Below are 17,817 nucleotides of genomic sequence, written 5' to 3'. Positions count from 1 at the left end.
ATCCCATTGTGAGATCCATCTAATGTTAGGGAAGCAGCTCAATAAGGACGGTTTTTTCTATTCCAAAGAAAGGAAAAATAAGATAGAATCAATAGATATATCCAACTATTCAAGCGAGTTAATATTTGGGGAGCGGACAGGTATGGAAGCTGGCAGGAGGAGATAAAGACGGTGACAGAGATCGAGTGGGAGAATCAACTTCGAGAATTGGTCTATTCGAATAGTAATCTGATGAACGATTTAAGAACGGCTCGCGGGCTTGGTCTTCCCGACTGGTATATAGCGGCTGGCTACATTCGTACGACGGTCTGGGATGCGCTTCATGGCTACGCTCCAGCGGATAGACACGATGATATCGATCTAATCTACTTCGACCCAAAGAACCTATCAGAGGAGCGGGATAAGCAATTGGAAGCCGCACTGCACGTGCAGACCGGTAACAGCAAGTGGTCGGTTAAAAATCAAGCCCGCATGCATTTACGCAACGGTGATGAGCCTTATCGCTCTTCTGTTGACGCCATGAGCATGTGGGTAGAGACAGTAGCTGGGGTCGGAGTCAGGCTGGACGAACAGGATAAGCTGCATATTGCAGCCGCTTATGGGCTGTCTGATCTCTTCTTGATGGTGCACCGACGCAGTCCGAGATATAGGAAGCATCATATTTTTAAAGAACGAATGTTGAAGAAGCAGTGGAGCGTTCTTTGGCCCAAAGTGCGCGTAGTAGAAGATTAACGTCAGGTATATCGGGGGATGAGTATGGCTAACGTTACGATTAGACAAGTTTACGATCATGAATTGGAGCAGCTGCTTGAGCTCTATACCCACTTACAACCAGACGATGCGCCAGTTGAACGCGGAGCACGTCTGAACGCACAGTGGGAACGGATGCTCGCCAATCCGGATATGCAAATATGGGTTGTCGATGAAGACGGTGAGTTGGCAGCTTCTTGTACGCTCGTTCTGGTCGACAATTTAACACGCGCGGCTCGACCTTATGCCTTAATTGAGAATGTCGTGACGCGATCGGACCGCCGCAGGCTTGGTTATGGGCATGCTGTGCTTCAAGCGGCAATCGAGTCCGCACGTGATCGGGGCTGTTACAAAGTAATGCTGATGACTTCCTCTAAGGAAGAGGGAGTTCACAAGTTTTATGAGGGTGCGGGGTTTGTGAAAGGGTATAAAACAGGTTTCGATATTCGGTTGTAATGGATGCGATTAGGAGAGGCGGATGGAAATGAGCAGAATTCAAGTTCGCGAGGTTACGGCCCATAACAAGGAGCTGCTCAAGCTGATCGCCAAGCTGGATCAGTATTTGTATGAGTGTTATCCTGCTGAGAAGCAGTCAATGCGACGGAACCCCTGCTTCGTATAAAATCGAATCGCTTCAGGCTGTTCCTCACCTGTCTCCAGCTTCAAGGAGTTGTAGCCAAGAGAGCGCGCCTTTCACGGAGACGATGAGACGGTACAAAAGTTTATCGCTCATGGCGGGATGGAGACGGTATCCAGTTACTTCGGCGAAAGTGGAAAGTTAGCGGGAGACGAGCCGGTTGAGCAGACTGTGATGCGTTTTCGTCAGTTGCTTCATGATCGATACGATACCCACATATTATTCCTTCGCGACCTGCCCTTATATGCTGAAGATGAGAGACATATTTTTGTCCATGCAGGTATTCACCCAGATTACGGCCGCAATTGGAAGGAGCAGCCGGAACGTGAATTCATGTATGTGAAGGAACCGTTCTGGAGCCGAAGCACCGGACTTTCTGCTAAAGTTGTATTCGGGCATACCAGGACTGCTGAGCTTCATGGCAACCCTTTGGTATGGTTTGGCGGTGATAAAATCGGGATTGACGGAGGCTGCGCATATGGTCAGCAGCTGAATGGTCTTGAGATTATGGATAACGGGTATGCCGTATGGTCGGTCCCGGCTCAGTACAACGGTCGCCTAGACTTTCAGACAACGTAGGAGTTATTCTATAGATAGAACCCACCCTACGTGAATAGTCATTCATGCACAAGCAAGGAGGAGCCGCTGCTGGTTTGGATCGCGATTGCTCATTGGTTAACAGCTGGTTTAGTCATGATTTCGGATCGTCACGCTGCTCCGAATCGGTGGACGGCTGGTTATTTGGTTACAATTGGATTTCTGGATTATGCGGTAGGTGCGGATATGCGGTTAACGGCGTATGCAGCATTAGCGCTTCTTCCGACCTTGATGGTTGAATTGTCTTTGACGCTGTGTCATCTGTCTTGGCAGCAGAGGAGGATGCTTCATTCGATTTTTCTGATTCTTATCGCCATATGCATGGCTGTCGGCTGCCATTTTGCCTATGACAGCTCTGTAAGTCGTGCAGTTCTCTTCGTATGGCTAATCGTTTGTATTCTTACGACAATCGGACTTTGGTTTCCCGTCTTAAGATCGCCCGTTCGCAGGCAGAAGTATGACGAGACCACTCGGCATGCTAGCTTGATGCTTATTGTGCCGATGCTCCCTATTCAAGCTTTTCTAATGCTTCATGGCTTCACGAGCTTCAGCAGTACGTTTACGTTAACTTATTTGATGATGGCAGGCTTGTCGGTAAGCGGATTTATTGTATGCCGGTTTGTTTGGCCGGCACTCTGGCTCAAGAGGAATGAGAATGTCAGATGATACCATTAACTTGCTTATTGGAGAGTGAATAGCCGATGGAAACGAAGACGCAGGTGGAGACGAAGCCTAAGAGTGCAAGACGTTTCAAGGAGCTTAGAGAATGGCTGTTAGCCATTGCGATAGCTGTTATTGTATCAATGCTCATCCAGAATTACGCATTCGCGCAAGTACAAGTATTTAACATTTCTATGCAAAATACACTTGTTGAAGGCCAACGTCTATTCGAAGACAAATTATCGTACCACTTCACATCACCGAAACGGGGGCAGATCGTCATTATTAAGGACAAGGCCGAGCAGCGGAATCTAGTGAAACGTGTAATCGCGTTGCCAGGCGAGACCGTTGAGTTTCGTGACGGATTCGTCTATGTGAACGGGAACAAGCTTGACGAGCCTTATGTGAAAGGACAGTCTTTCCCGAACGGTCTAGTGACACCTTATACTGTCCCTTCGAATCATGTGTTCGTAATGGGTGATAACCGCGAGCGAAGCGAGGACAGCCGCGCCTTTGGCGCTGTTCCATACTCCGATATCGAGGGTAGAGTATTGTTTCGGATCTGGCCTCTAAGTAAGTTTGGAGCGATTTCTTCCTAGAGGAGCTCATGCCTCGACCAGCTTAGGCTTTGCGATTACTTGTATAAAATTAACGGATTAGGGCAACCTTTCGTCGTGCCTCTTATACAAATTTGTTGTAAAGGTCGCTCTTGTCGAAACAATCGTATACCCTAGTGCGTTGATTACATGGTACACTAAGGACACGGCTTCGATTAGAGGCAGCCGGTACACGCCAATTCTGAACGCGAGGAGGAGTGCGCCTTGGATAATTGCTTCATTATTGCAAAGCCTGCTATCCATCTGGTTGGGATGAGTTACTGTGGTCCCTATTCGACGTTTGCGGATGAATGCATTCGATTGCAGGGAGAATTTCTCGCCAGACGACATGAACTGAACGGATCCGAGTTATCCTCCGCACTATACTGTCCTTATTTCGGTAATGAAGTGTTCGCAACCTATTGGGCGTGTTATGAGGTTCCGCATCTGAAGTCTGTTCCTAATGGAATGGTACAATTTACGATTCCGGAACGGAAGTATGCTATGGTAACCTGTACGAACAATCGAATCGGCGAAGGCTATGAGCAGTTGAAGACATGGATGACGGAACGTCATCTTAACAAGCAGGACAATGCGGTCTCTCTCGAAATCTTTTACGTGGATGAACACTTGGAGGAAGTAACGGTTGATTTGCTCATTCCGTTATCCGACATTGAATAATAGTCGATAGAAGGGTCATATCCATGAACGCCAAACGTTTTTTTACTCACCCTGCAGGCATCGCGACCGGCTCCGTTGGGTCGACGATGCTGTGGGGAAGCGCATATCCGACGCTCAAACGAAGCTATGAGGAACTCGGCATCGATGGAACGGATTGGTTCGAGCAATTTTTGTTCGCCGGATACCGTTTTACGCTTGCTGGATTGCTCATTTTTTTATTTATGATCGTGGTGAAGGAGCCATTACGTTACCGGGACGGCTCTATGGGCACAATCGTAAGGCTCGGAATGGTTCAAACGGTGCTTCAATACGTGTTCTTTTACAGTGGCATGGCACATAGCTCAGGAGTATTCGGTGCCGTTATAGCGGGGACCATATCGTTCTTCTCCATTATTCTGGCGCATTTAACCGACCCGGCTGACCGGCTGACGCGACACAAAATGGCTGGCCTGCTGCTCGGATTGTTGGGTCTGCTTATGCTTGCGCTTCCAAGAGGAATGGAGGAGGGATGGAGCCATGCGTTCGGATTTGGCGAACTGCTTCTACTCGCATCGGCTTTCTGTGCGGGACTCGGTAATTTGATATCGAAGAAAGCAGTCGCAAACCTGCCGGTTACCTATGTGAACAGTTACCAAATGCTCTTCGGTGGTTTGATTCTTATCGCGCTGGGAGGCTCCGTTGCTGGCTGGTCGCCGTTTCATTGGACTGCAGCCGCTTTATGGCTGCTTCTATATGCCGCCGTTATCTCATCAGCTGGATTTGTGTTATGGAACTACGTCATGAAATATAATTCCGTCGGCTCAACAGCGTCGTTTCTGTTCTTGACACCGGTATTCGGTGTCATTCTATCCTCCATATTTTTAAACGAAACGATCGGAATCGCCGTAATCGCATCTTTAACGTCAGTAAGTATGGGCATCATTCTTGTTAATCGTAAGCTTTCGAAGAAGATTACGGTGGAGGTCAACCAGGCAGCGGCGCATTGACCGGGCCGTATTATTCATTCTTAATTAGTCGATAAGGAGGATCGGTGCGTTGAGTAAAGTTGAATCGAGCATCCGTGCAGCAGATAGCGTACCGCTCTGGATCGTCGATGCTTTCGCGTCGTCGCCGTTTACTGGCAATCCTGCTGCCGTATGTTGGTTAGAGCAGCCCGCCTCTTCAGATTGGATGCAGCAGGTAGGAGCGGAAATGAATTTGTCAGAAACGGCGTTCATACGGCCATTAGATGCAAGGAGGTTTGAGCTGCGTTGGTTTACGCCGGAGGAGGAAGTTGATTTGTGTGGGCATGCGACGCTGGCTGCCGCTCATATATTGTGGGAAACGGGAAGACTGGCCATTCAAGATGAGGCGGCATTCGAGACGAAGAGCGGTGTTATGAAAGCATCTCGCCATGGTGAGCAGATTCAACTGGACTTTCCTGCGGAGACGGTTGTTCCTGCACAATTGCCGGCGCCGCTCATCGAGGCGCTTGGTTTTATTCCGCGTTTTACTGGACGTAACCGCCTTGACTATTTGGTCGAAGCGGACAGTGAAGTAACGGTACGTGAACTACAACCTGACCTTGCTATTATTCGCAGTTTAGATGCGAGAGGAGTTATTGTGACAAGTAAGAGTTGTTCTGAGAATGAATTGGAATTTGATTTCGTGTCTCGTTGCTTCTATCCGGCTATCGGCATCAATGAGGACCCGGTTACGGGCTCCGCACACTGTGCGCTCGCACCCTATTGGGCTAAAAGACTGCGCAAAACTGAGCTTAAGGCATATCAAGCTTCCCGCCGTGGCGGGCATCTGACGGTTTGCCTTGAGGGAGATCGAGTGAAGCTAATGGGCAGGGCGGTTACGGTCCTGACAGGAAAGTTAACGACCTAGACGTCACTGCCGGACGACGATGAAAGTCACGAGTGCGCATTCATCGATCCAGTATGTCTGTTATGTGTCATTGTAGGGGTCAGGATCCCCGTGCTATAATAGTCATATTGTGAACAATGAGGTGCTGTAATGAGTTACGAGATTCCGAGAAACGTGCAGGTGTTCGGTGAGCACATTCAGGCTCATCAGCTGCGATACCATAATCGAAGAGTGCTGCTGTCTAAGGAGTTTACGTTCGACAGCGCTCACCACTTGCATCAATATGAAGGCAAATGCAAAAATTTGCATGGGCATACGTACAAGGTGCAGCTTATATTGTCCGGAGTGCCGGACGAGAGAGGCATTAGTATCGATTTCTCCGATATGAAACGTATTGCGAAGAAACGTATTATCGACCCGCTTGACCATAAATATTTGAATGAAGTACTCCCCCCCATGAATACTACAGCTGAGAACATGGTGGTCTGGATGTACGAGCAAGTTCATGAGGCGCTTGTGGAGGAAGGACTTTATCCGAACATTCGGGTAGAGGAAATTAAACTTTGGGAGACGCCGACTAGCTTCGCCGCGATTACTCGTCAATTGATGGAGGCCTCCAGTGATGAATAGAAGTGCAGCGACCCTCTCTGAAGCGCGTAATCCGCTGGATACGAAGCTCCCGATGGTCGAAATCTTCGAAACGGTCGAAGGCGAAGGCACGCGTGCCGGGTTTCCGACCGTTTTTGTTCGTTTGTTTGGCTGCAACTTAAGGTGTACCTGGTGCGATACGACATATAGCTATCCGCCAGCGCATGCTGAATTTACGATGTCGATTCGAGATATCGTACAGCAGGTACAAATGTACAAATCGAAACATATTTGCTTTACTGGCGGTGAACCGCTGTTGTATGGTGAACGCTCAGTACTGCTTCTGAAAGAGTTGGCAGAGATTGAAGGTATTGTGGATGTACACGTCGAGACGAATGGAGCAATCGGTCTTGCACCGTTCTTGGAAGCTGTGACGCTGCCTAACGTCCGGTACGTTATGGATTATAAGCTGCCAGACTCCGGTGAGAACGATAAGATGGACGTGAACAATTTCGCCTTGCTGCGGTCGCAGGACGAGGTGAAATTTGTCATTGCAACCGATCGGGATTTTGATGCTGCCGTTGAGACGCTTCAGAAGTATCCGACGAAGGCAACGCCGATGTTCTCGCCAGTATGGGAGACGATGGCTCCGGCTAGACTGGTGGAACGTATGCTGGCGGCTGGCTTGTCCGATGTGAAGCTGAATATGCAGCTGCATAAGATAATATGGGACCCGGCTAAGCGCGGCGTCTGATTAAAAGGGTGGGATTCGCCATGAGTAATACGAAGAAAGCCGTTATCATACTAAGCGGCGGATTAGACAGTACAACTTGTATGGGGTTCGCTCAAGAAGCAGGCTATGAGCTGTACCCGATCACCTTCGATTATGGACAGCGGCATCGGATCGAGCTGGACAAGTCGCATCAAGTAGCGGTTCATTATGGAGTGGAGAACCGTTATAAGGTGATAAAGCTTGATTTTCTCCGTGGTATCGGAGGTAACGCGCTGACCGACCATGCGATTAAGGTGCCGACAGGAACCGGAATCGAGCAGAAGGATGCGGAGCAGGCGGCGATCGAAATACCGGTTACTTATGTGCCGGGACGTAACTTCATGTTCCTTGCAATCGCAACCTCCTATGCGGAAGCAGTAGGTGCGGAAGCAATCTATATCGGTGTGAACGCACTTGACTACAGCGGGTACCCGGACTGCCGCCCAGAGTTTATCGCTAAGGTTGAAGAAGTAATGGCGCTGGCGACGAAAGTAGGAGTAGAAGGAAAGCCGATCTCGATCGAGACGCCTCTGCTTACGCTTACGAAAGCAGATATTGTAAGAGAAGGCGTTCGGATGGGCGTGCCATACGAGCTGACCACGAGCTGCTACAATGGAGAAGAAGAAGCATGCGGTGAATGCGATAGCTGTAAGCTTCGTCTGAAGGGCTTCAAGGAAGCTGGCTACACGGACCCGATTCCTTATCGCACGCGTTAATTTTTATGAAAACAGGCTGTTCGTACGCATCATAAGTGCGTCACGAGCAGCCTGTTGTGGTTATTAATCATTGTATGAAGTGCTAAGCCTCGCTTGCTGCCTTCGAACGGCGGGATCTGGAGGATGCTGACTTGGATTTCGGGACGACGGTTACTTTGTTTTTGCCTGTCGTCTTGGAGACGTACATTGCTTCGTCGGCTTCTTTAATAACTTCTTGAACGGTCTGGCCTGATGATGATTTACTAACGCCGACGCTTACGGTTACAATCGTCTCTGTCTCGACACGGCGCCGGATCGTCTCGGCTATTTCATCGGCTTTGGCTTTGACATTACCGCGTATAACAGCAAGCAGCTCTTCACCGCCATAACGGCCGGCTGCCCCGATGCTGTTCGATTCTTCCTTAATAATCTCGGCAACCTTCTTCAAGACGACATCTGCAGCATGATGTCCTTGCGTATCGTTAAGCTTCTTAAAGTTGTCGATATCGCAGAAGATAATCGATATAGAGCCGTGCTCACGAAGCCACTTCTCGCACCGGGAATAAAAAAACTTGCGATTATACAATCTCGTTAATCCATCTGTGATGGAGGATTGATGAATGTCGAGCATCCGTTCAATGACCCACTCGAACAGCATTAAGAACAGCAGCGTAAAATAGATAAGCGGAACAAAAAACTTCAGCAGCACCAGCGTCGGCACCTCGCCGTGGAATACATAACTGTCCGATACGGCAACCAGCTGATAGAAGAAATAGATCACCATACTGATTACGAATTTGCGATTGAGCTGTATGCCTCGCGTATCAACAAGTATAAGGAAGTTAATAATCAACGAATAAAAGTCAAGCGTCAGCACTTGAACGCTGCTGCCGTCCACTGGCTTCTCCAACAGCGTACCATCCAAGTATAATTGAATAGCGGTCAGTGCAAATGGTGCGATCAGCATCGACAGGAAGGCCCAGCCCATTAAACTTCCGGATGGCCGGGTATACAATTTAATGAAAACAAAGTTTATAATAATAAACGAGACGATTTGTAATATAGCGGCGACCAAATGCGGCCACGGTAAATTAGCGTACTCTGGGGTGGTCAGGATCATTCGTATGCCGAATTGAGTGCCAGCTAATAATAATCCACCAATCAGCCAGCCATATACTTTATGGCTTCGATAGCTCTGGTGAAGCTTAGCTGACATGTAAAGCATGAGTACAATGATGACCATGATGCAGGCTGACGATAGAATAATACCGGTCGAACCGGTAAGCCAAGTAATAATCGACATATGCGGCATACCACCAATATAGTAGAATTACACAACATGAGAGAAACTTTACAGAAACATATGTTCTAGTATATCATTTTTAAAGCGAACCGCCTAGAGACGAAAGTCGATTGGTGTCGACTGTTCGTTGTACATACATCGATTAGGAGGCGGAAGCCTTGAATATTTTACAAGCATTGTTTTTCCCACCGGAGCAGCCGGGGGGCGTATCGTCGATGGTTCCTTACATTCAGGAACGGTTTAATCGCGCAGGTTGGACGATGGAGCTGTTCTCGCTTCCGAAACGGGTGCGAAATAAAGGACAGGAAACCGTTACATTCGAAACGTTCGATGTTCATCAGTTCGCGGGCAGCCCGATCGTAGATAAATATTTGCAGACTTACCGCGATTATTTGTGGTGGACGCGTATGCGCATTAAACGTCGCTATGATGTTATCCATGCGCATCATCCGATTGCTGCGCTTGTGATGAAGCAGCTCTTCCCCGATACGCCGCTTGTCATGACGATTCATTCCAGCTACGAGCGGGAGCTGATTCTGAACGGCCGCATTCAAGAAGGCAGTGTAGAGCATCAATTTCTTACTTCTATCTATCGGGAGCTGGAGCAGAAGACTGACAAGCTTCTTACCGTATCCGAGTCGTTCCGGCAATATTTGGCGCCTTATCTGTCTGCGCCTGATAATATTATCGTCATACCGAATGGCTTTGATGAGAAGCGGTTCCGACCAATTGCGCATGATAATCAGGTCACGCAGTTTATTACCGTCTGCCGGCTCGTCCCGGCCAAAGGGCTTGATGTGCTGCTGCATGCATGCGCGAAGCTGAAGCAGCAGGGATTGCCGTTCGTGCTTCATATTATCGGTGACGGTCCAATCCGTTCGGAGTTGGAGCAGCTCGCCGTCCAGCTGGACTTATATGATGACATAATTTTTTACGGCTATATGCTTCATCCGGAAGAGTTTATGCCGTTTTTTGACGTCTTCGTTCTGCCTTCTCGTGCCGAGTCATTCGGTTCGGTATTCGCTGAGGCGGCACTCTGCTTGTTGGCACTCGTCGGTACGAATGTCGGCGGTATTGCTGAGCAGATCGAGAACGAAGTGAATGGCTTGCTCGTTCCGCCGGAGGACGTTGATGCGCTGGCTGAGGCGATGGAGAAGACGATCGTCGATCCGAGCTACCGTTATGAACTGGCTCGAGCGGCATGGGATAAAGCAAAGCGTGTATACTCGTTAACACGGGTTGTACATCAATTGAAGGAAGTATATGTCGGATTGAATGGTACGCCGCAGGAAGAAGTTGAAGAGTAAAGTTTTCTAATGAAAATGGTCGAGCAGATCAGCTGCGTCTGATCTGTTCGACCATTATTCATTCTATCTAGGCTTTCTTTCGTCTCTAGGGTGGGTAACTGTATTGCGGTGTCGGATCATAAGGATAAGCCATCCTAAGCTTATAATGCCGAATATAGGATATAAAGTCGATAGCAACGGTCCGAATCCAATCTGGCCAGCGGAATAACAGAAGGTTAGAATGCCTATCGTAATAAGTTGGGGTGACCATTTCACTCGCTGGCGTATTTGGAGCGTCAGACCGTATATGTCGGCGATAAGGGTTGTAAAAATTTCGGCAAAGATTAGAAAAATATAGATCCACTGCGCCGTTTGACCGAGCTGCCGGGCGATGCCGCCCATCGGAATTGCAAATTGTTGAATGCCGGGCATATGGGTAGATAGCGCAATATGGCCGGCTAACAGCATGAATCCAATGCCGATGCCCCCAATCCAGGCTCCTGCTTTGATCATGGATTTATCACGGATGGATGAGCCTAACGGAACGAGCACCGCTTGAGACATGGACAGATTGAATGCAGCGTACAAGAAAGGCGCGGTCCAAGCAGCGAATGTCGATTGGTCGGTCGTCAGCGTCAGCCAGCGGTTGGATTCTGGGGTGGTAAACGTATCGTATATGACGATACCGGTGAACAGCAGCATCATCGGAACGACGATGCTGTTAACGGCCAGAATGGCACTCATTCCTTTGCGAAGGAGAATAATGCAGCCTGCGATCGTAATGAGAAGACCTGACTGATAGGAGAAATTCCAATTCTCCTCGAATATTGAGCCGGCTCCGGCAAGCATGACGGCGGTTACACCCAATAGGATCAGCATCATAAACATGCTGATCCAGCTTCCGAACCGTTCACCGAACAATGTCTTATTCAAGTCTTCATATGAGCCGGCTTGTATGTCGGAGCTGATGATCATCATCTTCGCGCCAAGCCAGATGAACAGAAAAGTCGATAATGCGATCGTCAAGGAACCCCAATATCCGAATCGGGTAAAAAACTGCAAGATCTCTTGTCCGGTCGCGAAGCCTGCTCCGACGACCGTGCCCATGTAGGTAAAAGCAATCTGGATTACCGCACCGTATCGTTTCCACATAGTCCTTGTCCTCCGTTCACGAAGCCCTTATAAGACAACGTATGTTTAACAGAGGACAGGCATGACTGCTTTTATGCGGTAAGCTACGATTGCGAGAACAGCTTCATCGTCATAATCTCGTGGCTGTCGGGATCGAGGTCGAGCTTCAACAATCCGGACTTTGTCTCGTATGAGAGTAGATAAGGCGTCTGGGAAGCAGGCTTCCCTAGTGCTTTGACCGCTTGATCCTCCTTATCTCCAACATGAAGACCTGCTAAACCGGGGTCTAGCTTCTTGTCGTATACCTCGATAAATATTGCCCCTTGGGCTGCAGATCCGAAGCCGATCGAATAGCCGTCATATTCGAAAATTTCGATCGAATCGTCCTTATTCTTCTGAACGAATGTATCGAGAGGGTCGCCATTCTTCTTCTTAACGCTGTCCTTAGAGGTGCCAAGCGCAACGCCTGCGAGCGTCGGTTTGGATTTGTCCCATTTCGATTCTTGTGTCTTCGGCTTCGAGCTTGTCGTATTGGAGGCGTTTGTCGTTTCCTTCGACTCATCTGCTGCTGAGTTCAAGATCGGAGAAGCTTCCGGATGCTCGCTTTGGTGGTTGGCCGGTCCTTGGTTTGACTTTATCATCTGATTCGAGTTCAGCGGGTCGTTACCCGTAATCCGAACTTCTTGATCGGACTTGTCATGAAATAAGGAACAGCCTGACAAGACTGTAGCGAGGACAACGGTCGCCGCAATACGAGCATGCGATGAGATCGTCAGGCGGGATGCCTTGTTTCTCTGGGATACCATGAAATTTATCCTCCGTATTTCAGTATTCTATAAATACAACATTATTGGAAATGGATGTCTATCTATTTAGACGAATGAACAGGCCTAAAGGTTACGCTGAACGAGAAGAAACGTTCGTGAAACGGTTGCATCGAGCATATGTCGTATGGTAAGTTATCGGAAAAGGTTTTTCGGTGGAGGGGTAACACAATGGATAAATTAAAACAACGCATCCTTGAGGATGCATCGGTTATGTCGACGGACGTCCTGAAGCTGGACACGATTCTAAATCATCAAGTCGATCCAGTTCTGACGATGGAGATGGGCAAAGAATTCGCACGGCTATATGCCGAATCGAATATTACGAAGGTAATAACGGTTGAATCGTCCGGTATTCCGGTTGCGTTTGCGACAGCACATGAGCTAGGAGTGCCACTCGTCTTTGCAAGAAGGAAGAAGACGCTTATAGCTGATCCAGATGCTTACGTGGAGCGAGTTCCGTCGTTTACCAAAGGGATTGTCACGGATTTGCTCGTCTCACGCCAGCTATTGAGTGATACCGATCGAATTCTGTTCGTAGATGATATTATTGCGAATGGAGACGCTGCGCGCGGTTTGGTCAAAATTATCGAGCGCTCCGGAGCGGAATTGGCCGGCATCGGCATCGTCGTCGAGAAGACGTTCCAAGCGGGCGCGAAGGCTTTGCGAGAGCAAGGTTATCGCGTAGAATCGCTAGTACGTATCTCTTCTCTGGAGAACGGTTCGATTACATTTGAGTAGGATATAGCGAGAGGTTCCAAATACGAGACTCTTTTCGGACAACATTTTATCGCTTATAATGATCGTAACAGGTCGAGGGGAGGCACTAGTATATGGAGCAAGTGACGAACGAGTTTATGATTAAGAAGATAACCGATGCGAAGACACATTTTGAACGGGCTTTAGACTGCAAGCATACGGAATTTGATGATCTCTATCCATATATGGTTGAGCATCCGCAATTTTTCTGGTACAAGAGATACGTTGCATGGTCTGAGTTGCTTACAATTGTAAAGCTTGCAGAAGAGCTGGGCCACGAGTGGCGTGATCAATTTCTTGATCATCAGAAGGAATATATTTCGAATCGCGTCATGTCTTCCCGCGTTCTGGATGAATGGTATGAAACGAACGGCTCCAAGGAGCATGTTGACAGGATCGGTTGATGGACTAGTGCCTCATAATGGATACAACAAGAGACCTCCGCTTTATGTCCTTCGGGCATAGGAGGTTTTTCTTATAGGAGTGGGAATATTGATGATAACAGAAGAGCAGCTGGATGCTTTCCGGCAATCTGGTGAGCCGGTACGAATTGTACGCGATGCGATACCCGCTAACGACGTTTATGGCATTGTTGTCGCATGGGATGACAAGGGTCTGGTCCTTCGTAAAGTGAATAAACGCGTTGTTAAACTAAGCCGGGATTATGTTCTCGAACGAGCGGCTGATGAACGCGGTGAGCCGGATGTTCTTAAAGGGGACGATTAGCTCGGAAGCGTACTCTATGAACGGAATTTAGCTTCGGGAGGCAGATTTGATGAAATGTCCAGTATGTGATAACGTTCGAATGCGCGAAGTGGTGAAAGAAGGCGTCACGATCGACGTATGTCCGGATTGCAAAGGGGTTTGGCTGGACCGGGGCGAGCTGGATAAGCTCATGCAGGGTGTGAGGGAAGCACACAGCGAGGTGAATGGCTACGGTGCCGGAAGTCCGGCGCCTGGCAGCTACCTTGATCAGCTGCGTAATAATGGCGGAGCTCAGTCTCAGGGCGGCCATTCGACGCCGAATGCAGCACAGCAGACGCAAAGCTACGGTTCTTCGCAGCATGGCTCATACGGTTATGGTAGTCCACAGTCTGGTTCATATGATTCGCGGCAGCCTGCCAGCGGCAATTACGGTTCTCAGCAGCAGCCTCCGTATGGTACTTATGGCTCACAGCAGCATCAATCGGGTTACGGCAATGGGCATAGCGGCCATAGAGGGCATGCAAGCTATGGCAGCTACGGGCAACAGAAGTACGGCTACGGGTATCCATATAAGAAGAAATCGGTACTCGATCTGCTGGGCGATTTGTTTGATTAATTGGTGAGGCTGTCTAATAAGTTCTAATTTAAGGTTGTGCGGAAAACAGTAAACCTGTTTTCTGCACAACCTTTTTTCGTTTCGGGTTCAGTGAGGTTAGACGAAAGAAAAGGATGCACGCTGTACAAGGTTTAGTACATAGTTGGAAGTTTCATGGTGCAATGAATGCATAAAGTGCAGGAAAGTGATTCCTATAGGGCGTTGGAATAGGTTTGATTTATCGTTTGGTATCAGATTATGAAGCAGGTACTTTAGAGTAATATTAACGGATTGTAAATTTTTCAGCGTTTATTCAGCTAGCGGTAAGAGTACATTCAAGATGCTCTACTATAATGAGCTTCATTACCGTCAGAATCGAGGTGACAAGATGAAGCCAATTGAGCAATTACAGCAATATGAATCAGTTACTGGCATTCCAATGCAAGCGATCCAGCATGCTGAGCCTCTACGCCAGCGTGTACTTGCTCCCCAGGCGATGCCGCCGCTGAAATTCCGGCAGGAGCTGAAGTTTTATATTAACTATCATCAATACTTAATCCTCCGTCAGCGGCTTGGAAGCTTTATGGAACGGGACAAGCATGCGGTACCCTCCGGCAAATATCATATTCGCAGCCTCTATTTCGACGATATAGAGAACAAGGCGCTGGCTGAAAAGCAGGGCGGTGTGCGTAATCGATATAAATATCGGATACGGATCTATAACTTGGGAGACCAAACGATCCATTTTGAGAAGAAGATTAAGAGAGATGAATATATCGCCAAACGTAAAGTTTCACTTACGCGGCGGGAAGCGGATATCATTATCGGCGGAGATCCGTCTCCGCTGTATGTACCCGAGGACGCGATGCGGATGGAACTATATCACGAAATGACGCAGAGGCTGCTGAAGCCGAAAGTGATCGTCGATTATTTTCGTGAGCCATTCGTCAACGTGCACGGCAACGTACGAATAACGTTTGATATGCAGCTTCGAACGGGCTTATATTCAACCGATTTATTCAATCCGAATCTTCCTACGGTGAATGCGATCAATGATAATCTGGTGATTCTCGAAGTGAAATTTGATGAATTTCTTCCTTATCATATTCGGGATGCTGTCCAAATGGACGGTCTAATTCGGCAATCTGCTTCCAAGTATGTGATATGCCGTAAATTTTTGAAATTGAATGAATGGGAGGACCAATAATCGTTATGGAAACCAAAACAAATGCGGCCGCGGAGGCCGAGACGAATACGTTTACCGATATTATTAAAGATTCGGTCGTCAAAAATTTCGTCAACGACATCGATTTATCCAAAATCGTCATTACGATGGCAATCGCTTTCTTAATCGGGTTCTTTATTTATTTGCTGTATAAACGGGTATTCAGCGGCGTGCTGTATTCGAAGAGCTTTAATATTTCGCTGATTGGCATGACGCTTGTTACGGCTATGGTCATTATTGCGATTAACTCAAACCTTGTCCTGTCGCTCGGTATGGTCGGTGCGCTTAGTATCGTTCGGTTCCGGACTCCGATCAAGGACCCAACGGACTTGATCTTTCTCTTCTGGGCGGCGGCGGCAGGTATCGTAACAGGCGCTGGCTTCTATTCGCTGGCCATTGCAGGCTCGGTGATCGTCGGTATTGTCCTATTCGTATTCATGAAAAAAGCAACATACGAAACACCCTACCTCCTTGTTGTGAATTGCGACGGCGATGACAGCGAGCAGCAGTTGCTCCAACAAGTCCATGCCGCTGTTAAACGGTTCAACGTGAAGCAAAAATCGGTAACGCCGGGCAACATCGAATTGACGCTAGAAGTCCGTCTGAAGGATAAAGAGGGCAGCTTCGTCAATGCGATCTCAGGGCTTCGTGGCGTTCGCAATGCGGTTCTCATCAGCTACAGCGGCGATTATGTGTCTTAATCAGGTGGGCTCATGAGATCGAAATCCGCCGTCCCTATTCTCGTCATCTGCGTCATTCTTGCGTTAATCGTCGGAATTGTGCTTGATACATGGGAAGGGGACTCCGGGCCTTCCGCGGTTTCGGGCGGATACTCGGTTGCGGCTAATACCGAACTTCTAGATCAATACGTATTCGTGAAAGATAAAGTCGTCGATGTCAAAATTACAATCGATCCAGATGATTTTCAAAGTATGATGGACAATGCAGCGGCAGAGGAGTTTAAATCGGCCACTGTCGAATACAACGGGATCAAGCTGGACAATGTCGGCATTCGGACCAAAGGTAATTTATCGCTGCGTGCGGTTGTTGGTATGTCGGATTCGGAACGGTACAGCCTCAAGCTGTCGTTCGATGAGTATATATCGAGCCAGACCTTGATGGGTTTGACCAAAATTAATCTAAACAACAACTACAGCGATGCGACCTATATGCGCGAGTTTCTTACGTATGAGCTTGCGGAAATGATGGGATTGCCAACACCGAAATATTCCTATGTCAACGTGTATGTGAACGGAGAGCTGAAAGGGTTCTACCTTGCGGTAGAGCAAATAGGCGAATCGTACTTGGAGCGACATTTCGGCAATTCTTATGGTGCCTTGTATAAGGGCATCATGGGCAATGGCAGTGATTTGATGTATAAGGGCGACAAGGAGTCGGACTACCCTGGACTGTCCCGCAAGTCGGAGAAGTCGAACGGCGACGTGTTGATTGACATGATCAAGGAGCTGAACAACGGAACCGACTATGAGAGCGTGCTCAATATTGAACATGCACTCGGTTATATTGCGTTGAATGCGGTGACTGTAAATACGGACAGCTACATCGGCGGCAATAAGCAAAATTATTATTTGTATGAGAACAACGGTATTTTCTCTATACTTCCTTGGGATTACAACATGGCGCTGGGCGGATTCGGCAGCAGTACGTCCTATATGATTGACGAACCGACCGACGGTGCAGTATCCGAAAGACCATTGGTCGATAAGCTGCTAAGCAATGAAACCTATAAGAACCGTTATCATGAGATCATTCAGAGTATGCTGGATAACTATTTGCAGGATGATCTGTTTGAGGCTCGGGTGAAGCAGCTGACTGATATGATCTCATCCTATGTAAAAGCCGATCCAAGCGCGTTCTATACGTATGAGCAGTACGAGCAAGGTGTGCAGTCGCTACTCACCTTTACTTCGCAGCGCGTTGCGAATGTGACCGGACAATTGAATGGCACGATCGCTTCGGCAGGCGACGGTTCCGGCAATGGCGGCGGCTTCGGAGGCAGAGGAGGAGGCTTTGGAGGAAGAGGCGGAAGAGGAGGATTCAACAACAACATGGCGGCAAATGGGCAAAATAATGCTGTCCTGCCGGAAGGCGGGCAGACAGGTCAAGGAATGCCGGGAGGCGCAGCGCCAGCAATGCCGGAT

General features: G+C 48.3%; 22 protein-coding genes and 1 pseudogene. 20 read left to right on the top strand and 3 right to left on the bottom strand.

Annotated elements, in window-relative coordinates; genetic code table 11:
* The first annotated feature begins 171 nt into the window (after nucleotides 1–171).
* The 12 genes from PXY01_RS21060 (at nucleotide 172) to queC (ending at nucleotide 7,848) form a co-directional block, all read left to right on the top strand.
* Complete coding sequence (locus PXY01_RS21060) at nucleotides 172–732, top strand: nucleotidyltransferase family protein (RefSeq protein WP_246028045.1); 561 nt, start codon at nucleotides 172–174, stop codon at nucleotides 730–732.
* Nucleotides 733–756: 24 nt separating this feature from the next.
* Nucleotides 757–1,206 (top strand): GNAT family N-acetyltransferase, encoded by a 450-nt coding sequence (locus tag PXY01_RS21055; protein ID WP_127572958.1) that lies wholly within the window; start codon nucleotides 757–759, stop codon nucleotides 1,204–1,206.
* A 28-nt stretch (nucleotides 1,207–1,234) separates the two neighbouring features.
* Nucleotides 1,235–1,372 (top strand): hypothetical protein, encoded by a 138-nt coding sequence (locus PXY01_RS22470; RefSeq protein WP_164744536.1) that lies wholly within the window; start codon nucleotides 1,235–1,237, stop codon nucleotides 1,370–1,372.
* Between the two features lie 117 nt (nucleotides 1,373–1,489).
* Complete coding sequence (locus PXY01_RS21050) at nucleotides 1,490–1,966, top strand: hypothetical protein (RefSeq protein ID WP_127572956.1); 477 nt, start codon at nucleotides 1,490–1,492, stop codon at nucleotides 1,964–1,966.
* Nucleotides 1,967–1,996: 30 nt separating this feature from the next.
* Nucleotides 1,997–2,650 carry a hypothetical protein gene (locus PXY01_RS21045; protein ID WP_127572954.1) on the top strand — a complete coding sequence of 218 codons (654 nt, stop codon included), beginning with the start codon at nucleotides 1,997–1,999 and terminating at the stop codon, nucleotides 2,648–2,650.
* Between the two features lie 35 nt (nucleotides 2,651–2,685).
* The gene (gene lepB, locus PXY01_RS21040; protein WP_127572952.1) at nucleotides 2,686–3,243 is read left to right on the top strand and encodes a signal peptidase I; all 558 of its coding nucleotides are present in this window, start codon (nucleotides 2,686–2,688) and stop codon (nucleotides 3,241–3,243) included.
* Nucleotides 3,244–3,465: 222 nt separating this feature from the next.
* Nucleotides 3,466–3,921, top strand: a complete 456-nt coding sequence (locus PXY01_RS21035) for a GyrI-like domain-containing protein (RefSeq protein WP_127572950.1) — start codon at nucleotides 3,466–3,468, stop codon at nucleotides 3,919–3,921.
* A gap of 23 nt (nucleotides 3,922–3,944) precedes the next feature.
* Nucleotides 3,945–4,907, top strand: a complete 963-nt coding sequence (locus PXY01_RS21030; RefSeq protein WP_127572948.1) for a DMT family transporter — start codon at nucleotides 3,945–3,947, stop codon at nucleotides 4,905–4,907.
* Nucleotides 4,908–4,956: 49 nt separating this feature from the next.
* Nucleotides 4,957–5,793: a PhzF family phenazine biosynthesis protein gene (locus PXY01_RS21025; protein WP_246028044.1), complete on the top strand. Its 837-nt coding sequence runs from the start codon at nucleotides 4,957–4,959 to the stop codon at nucleotides 5,791–5,793.
* Between the two features lie 129 nt (nucleotides 5,794–5,922).
* Nucleotides 5,923–6,402 (top strand): 6-carboxytetrahydropterin synthase QueD, encoded by a 480-nt coding sequence (gene queD / locus PXY01_RS21020; RefSeq protein ID WP_127572946.1) that lies wholly within the window; start codon nucleotides 5,923–5,925, stop codon nucleotides 6,400–6,402.
* Nucleotides 6,395–7,114 (top strand): 7-carboxy-7-deazaguanine synthase QueE, encoded by a 720-nt coding sequence (locus PXY01_RS21015; protein ID WP_127572944.1) that lies wholly within the window; start codon nucleotides 6,395–6,397, stop codon nucleotides 7,112–7,114. The genes queD and PXY01_RS21015 overlap by 8 nt, the downstream gene beginning before the upstream one ends.
* A gap of 20 nt (nucleotides 7,115–7,134) precedes the next feature.
* Entirely contained in the window at nucleotides 7,135–7,848 is a 714-nt protein-coding gene (gene queC / locus PXY01_RS21010) for a 7-cyano-7-deazaguanine synthase QueC (protein WP_127572942.1), read from the top strand.
* Nucleotides 7,849–7,930: 82 nt separating this feature from the next.
* Here queC and PXY01_RS21005 read toward each other — a convergent pair whose 3' ends face one another.
* Nucleotides 7,931–9,130, bottom strand: a complete 1,200-nt coding sequence (locus tag PXY01_RS21005; RefSeq protein ID WP_127572940.1) for a GGDEF domain-containing protein — start codon at nucleotides 9,128–9,130, stop codon at nucleotides 7,931–7,933.
* A gap of 158 nt (nucleotides 9,131–9,288) precedes the next feature.
* Between PXY01_RS21005 and PXY01_RS21000 the strand changes: the two genes are divergently transcribed.
* Nucleotides 9,289–10,437: a glycosyltransferase family 4 protein gene (locus PXY01_RS21000; protein ID WP_127572938.1), complete on the top strand. Its 1,149-nt coding sequence runs from the start codon at nucleotides 9,289–9,291 to the stop codon at nucleotides 10,435–10,437.
* A gap of 63 nt (nucleotides 10,438–10,500) precedes the next feature.
* On the opposite strand, the gene PXY01_RS20995 is transcribed toward PXY01_RS21000, so the two are convergent.
* The gene (locus PXY01_RS20995; RefSeq protein ID WP_127572936.1) at nucleotides 10,501–11,568 is read right to left on the bottom strand and encodes a YkvI family membrane protein; all 1,068 of its coding nucleotides are present in this window, start codon (nucleotides 11,566–11,568) and stop codon (nucleotides 10,501–10,503) included.
* A gap of 83 nt (nucleotides 11,569–11,651) precedes the next feature.
* Complete coding sequence (locus tag PXY01_RS20990) at nucleotides 11,652–12,353, bottom strand: hypothetical protein (protein ID WP_127572934.1); 702 nt, start codon at nucleotides 12,351–12,353, stop codon at nucleotides 11,652–11,654.
* Nucleotides 12,354–12,542: 189 nt separating this feature from the next.
* Here PXY01_RS20990 and PXY01_RS20985 point away from each other — a divergent pair, with 189 nt between their 5' ends.
* The 7 genes and pseudogenes from PXY01_RS20985 to PXY01_RS20955 all read left to right on the top strand — a co-directional run.
* A complete protein-coding gene (locus tag PXY01_RS20985; RefSeq protein WP_127572932.1) occupies nucleotides 12,543–13,112 on the top strand; it encodes a xanthine phosphoribosyltransferase in 570 nt (189 codons plus the stop codon).
* Nucleotides 13,113–13,204: 92 nt separating this feature from the next.
* On the top strand, nucleotides 13,205–13,534 hold the full coding sequence (locus PXY01_RS20980) for a hypothetical protein (protein ID WP_127572930.1): 330 nt from the start codon (nucleotides 13,205–13,207) through the stop codon (nucleotides 13,532–13,534).
* A 91-nt stretch (nucleotides 13,535–13,625) separates the two neighbouring features.
* On the top strand, nucleotides 13,626–13,856 hold the full coding sequence (locus PXY01_RS20975; RefSeq protein ID WP_127572976.1) for a hypothetical protein: 231 nt from the start codon (nucleotides 13,626–13,628) through the stop codon (nucleotides 13,854–13,856).
* Nucleotides 13,857–13,905: 49 nt separating this feature from the next.
* Nucleotides 13,906–14,055 (top strand): annotated as a pseudogene (locus PXY01_RS22970) (TFIIB-type zinc ribbon-containing protein); the annotation flags it as partial.
* Between the two features lie 871 nt (nucleotides 14,056–14,926).
* The gene (locus PXY01_RS20965; protein ID WP_246028046.1) at nucleotides 14,927–15,637 is read left to right on the top strand and encodes a polyphosphate polymerase domain-containing protein; all 711 of its coding nucleotides are present in this window, start codon (nucleotides 14,927–14,929) and stop codon (nucleotides 15,635–15,637) included.
* 5 nt (nucleotides 15,638–15,642) lie between these two features.
* Nucleotides 15,643–16,356: a DUF4956 domain-containing protein gene (locus PXY01_RS20960; protein ID WP_127572926.1), complete on the top strand. Its 714-nt coding sequence runs from the start codon at nucleotides 15,643–15,645 to the stop codon at nucleotides 16,354–16,356.
* Between the two features lie 12 nt (nucleotides 16,357–16,368).
* Nucleotides 16,369–17,817: CotH kinase family protein (locus PXY01_RS20955; protein WP_127572924.1), on the top strand; the 1,449-nt coding region annotated here is incomplete at its 3' end.

This window comes from Paenibacillus xylaniclasticus (genome assembly GCF_004001065.1).
Lineage (GTDB): Bacteria > Bacillota > Bacilli > Paenibacillales > Paenibacillaceae > Paenibacillus_T > Paenibacillus_T xylaniclasticus.
This window is presented reverse-complemented; position numbering and strand designations above follow the sequence as displayed.

Coding starts and splice junctions, on each gene's coding strand:
- PXY01_RS22470 (WP_164744536.1), top strand. CDS start 1,235: ATGAGCAGAATTCAAGTTCGCGAGGTTACGGCCCATAACAAGGAGCTG.
- queD (WP_127572946.1), top strand. CDS start 5,923: ATGAGTTACGAGATTCCGAGAAACGTGCAGGTGTTCGGTGAGCACATT.
- lepB (WP_127572952.1), top strand. CDS start 2,686: ATGGAAACGAAGACGCAGGTGGAGACGAAGCCTAAGAGTGCAAGACGT.
- PXY01_RS20985 (WP_127572932.1), top strand. CDS start 12,543: ATGGATAAATTAAAACAACGCATCCTTGAGGATGCATCGGTTATGTCG.
- PXY01_RS20995 (WP_127572936.1), bottom strand. CDS start 11,568: ATGTGGAAACGATACGGTGCGGTAATCCAGATTGCTTTTACCTACATG.
- PXY01_RS20980 (WP_127572930.1), top strand. CDS start 13,205: ATGGAGCAAGTGACGAACGAGTTTATGATTAAGAAGATAACCGATGCG.
- PXY01_RS20965 (WP_246028046.1), top strand. CDS start 14,927: ATGCCGCCGCTGAAATTCCGGCAGGAGCTGAAGTTTTATATTAACTAT.
- PXY01_RS20990 (WP_127572934.1), bottom strand. CDS start 12,353: ATGGTATCCCAGAGAAACAAGGCATCCCGCCTGACGATCTCATCGCAT.
- PXY01_RS21015 (WP_127572944.1), top strand. CDS start 6,395: ATGAATAGAAGTGCAGCGACCCTCTCTGAAGCGCGTAATCCGCTGGAT.
- PXY01_RS21050 (WP_127572956.1), top strand. CDS start 1,490: ATGGAGACGGTATCCAGTTACTTCGGCGAAAGTGGAAAGTTAGCGGGA.
- PXY01_RS21030 (WP_127572948.1), top strand. CDS start 3,945: ATGAACGCCAAACGTTTTTTTACTCACCCTGCAGGCATCGCGACCGGC.
- PXY01_RS21055 (WP_127572958.1), top strand. CDS start 757: ATGGCTAACGTTACGATTAGACAAGTTTACGATCATGAATTGGAGCAG.
- PXY01_RS21005 (WP_127572940.1), bottom strand. CDS start 9,130: ATGTCGATTATTACTTGGCTTACCGGTTCGACCGGTATTATTCTATCG.
- queC (WP_127572942.1), top strand. CDS start 7,135: ATGAGTAATACGAAGAAAGCCGTTATCATACTAAGCGGCGGATTAGAC.
- PXY01_RS20960 (WP_127572926.1), top strand. CDS start 15,643: ATGGAAACCAAAACAAATGCGGCCGCGGAGGCCGAGACGAATACGTTT.
- PXY01_RS20975 (WP_127572976.1), top strand. CDS start 13,626: ATGATAACAGAAGAGCAGCTGGATGCTTTCCGGCAATCTGGTGAGCCG.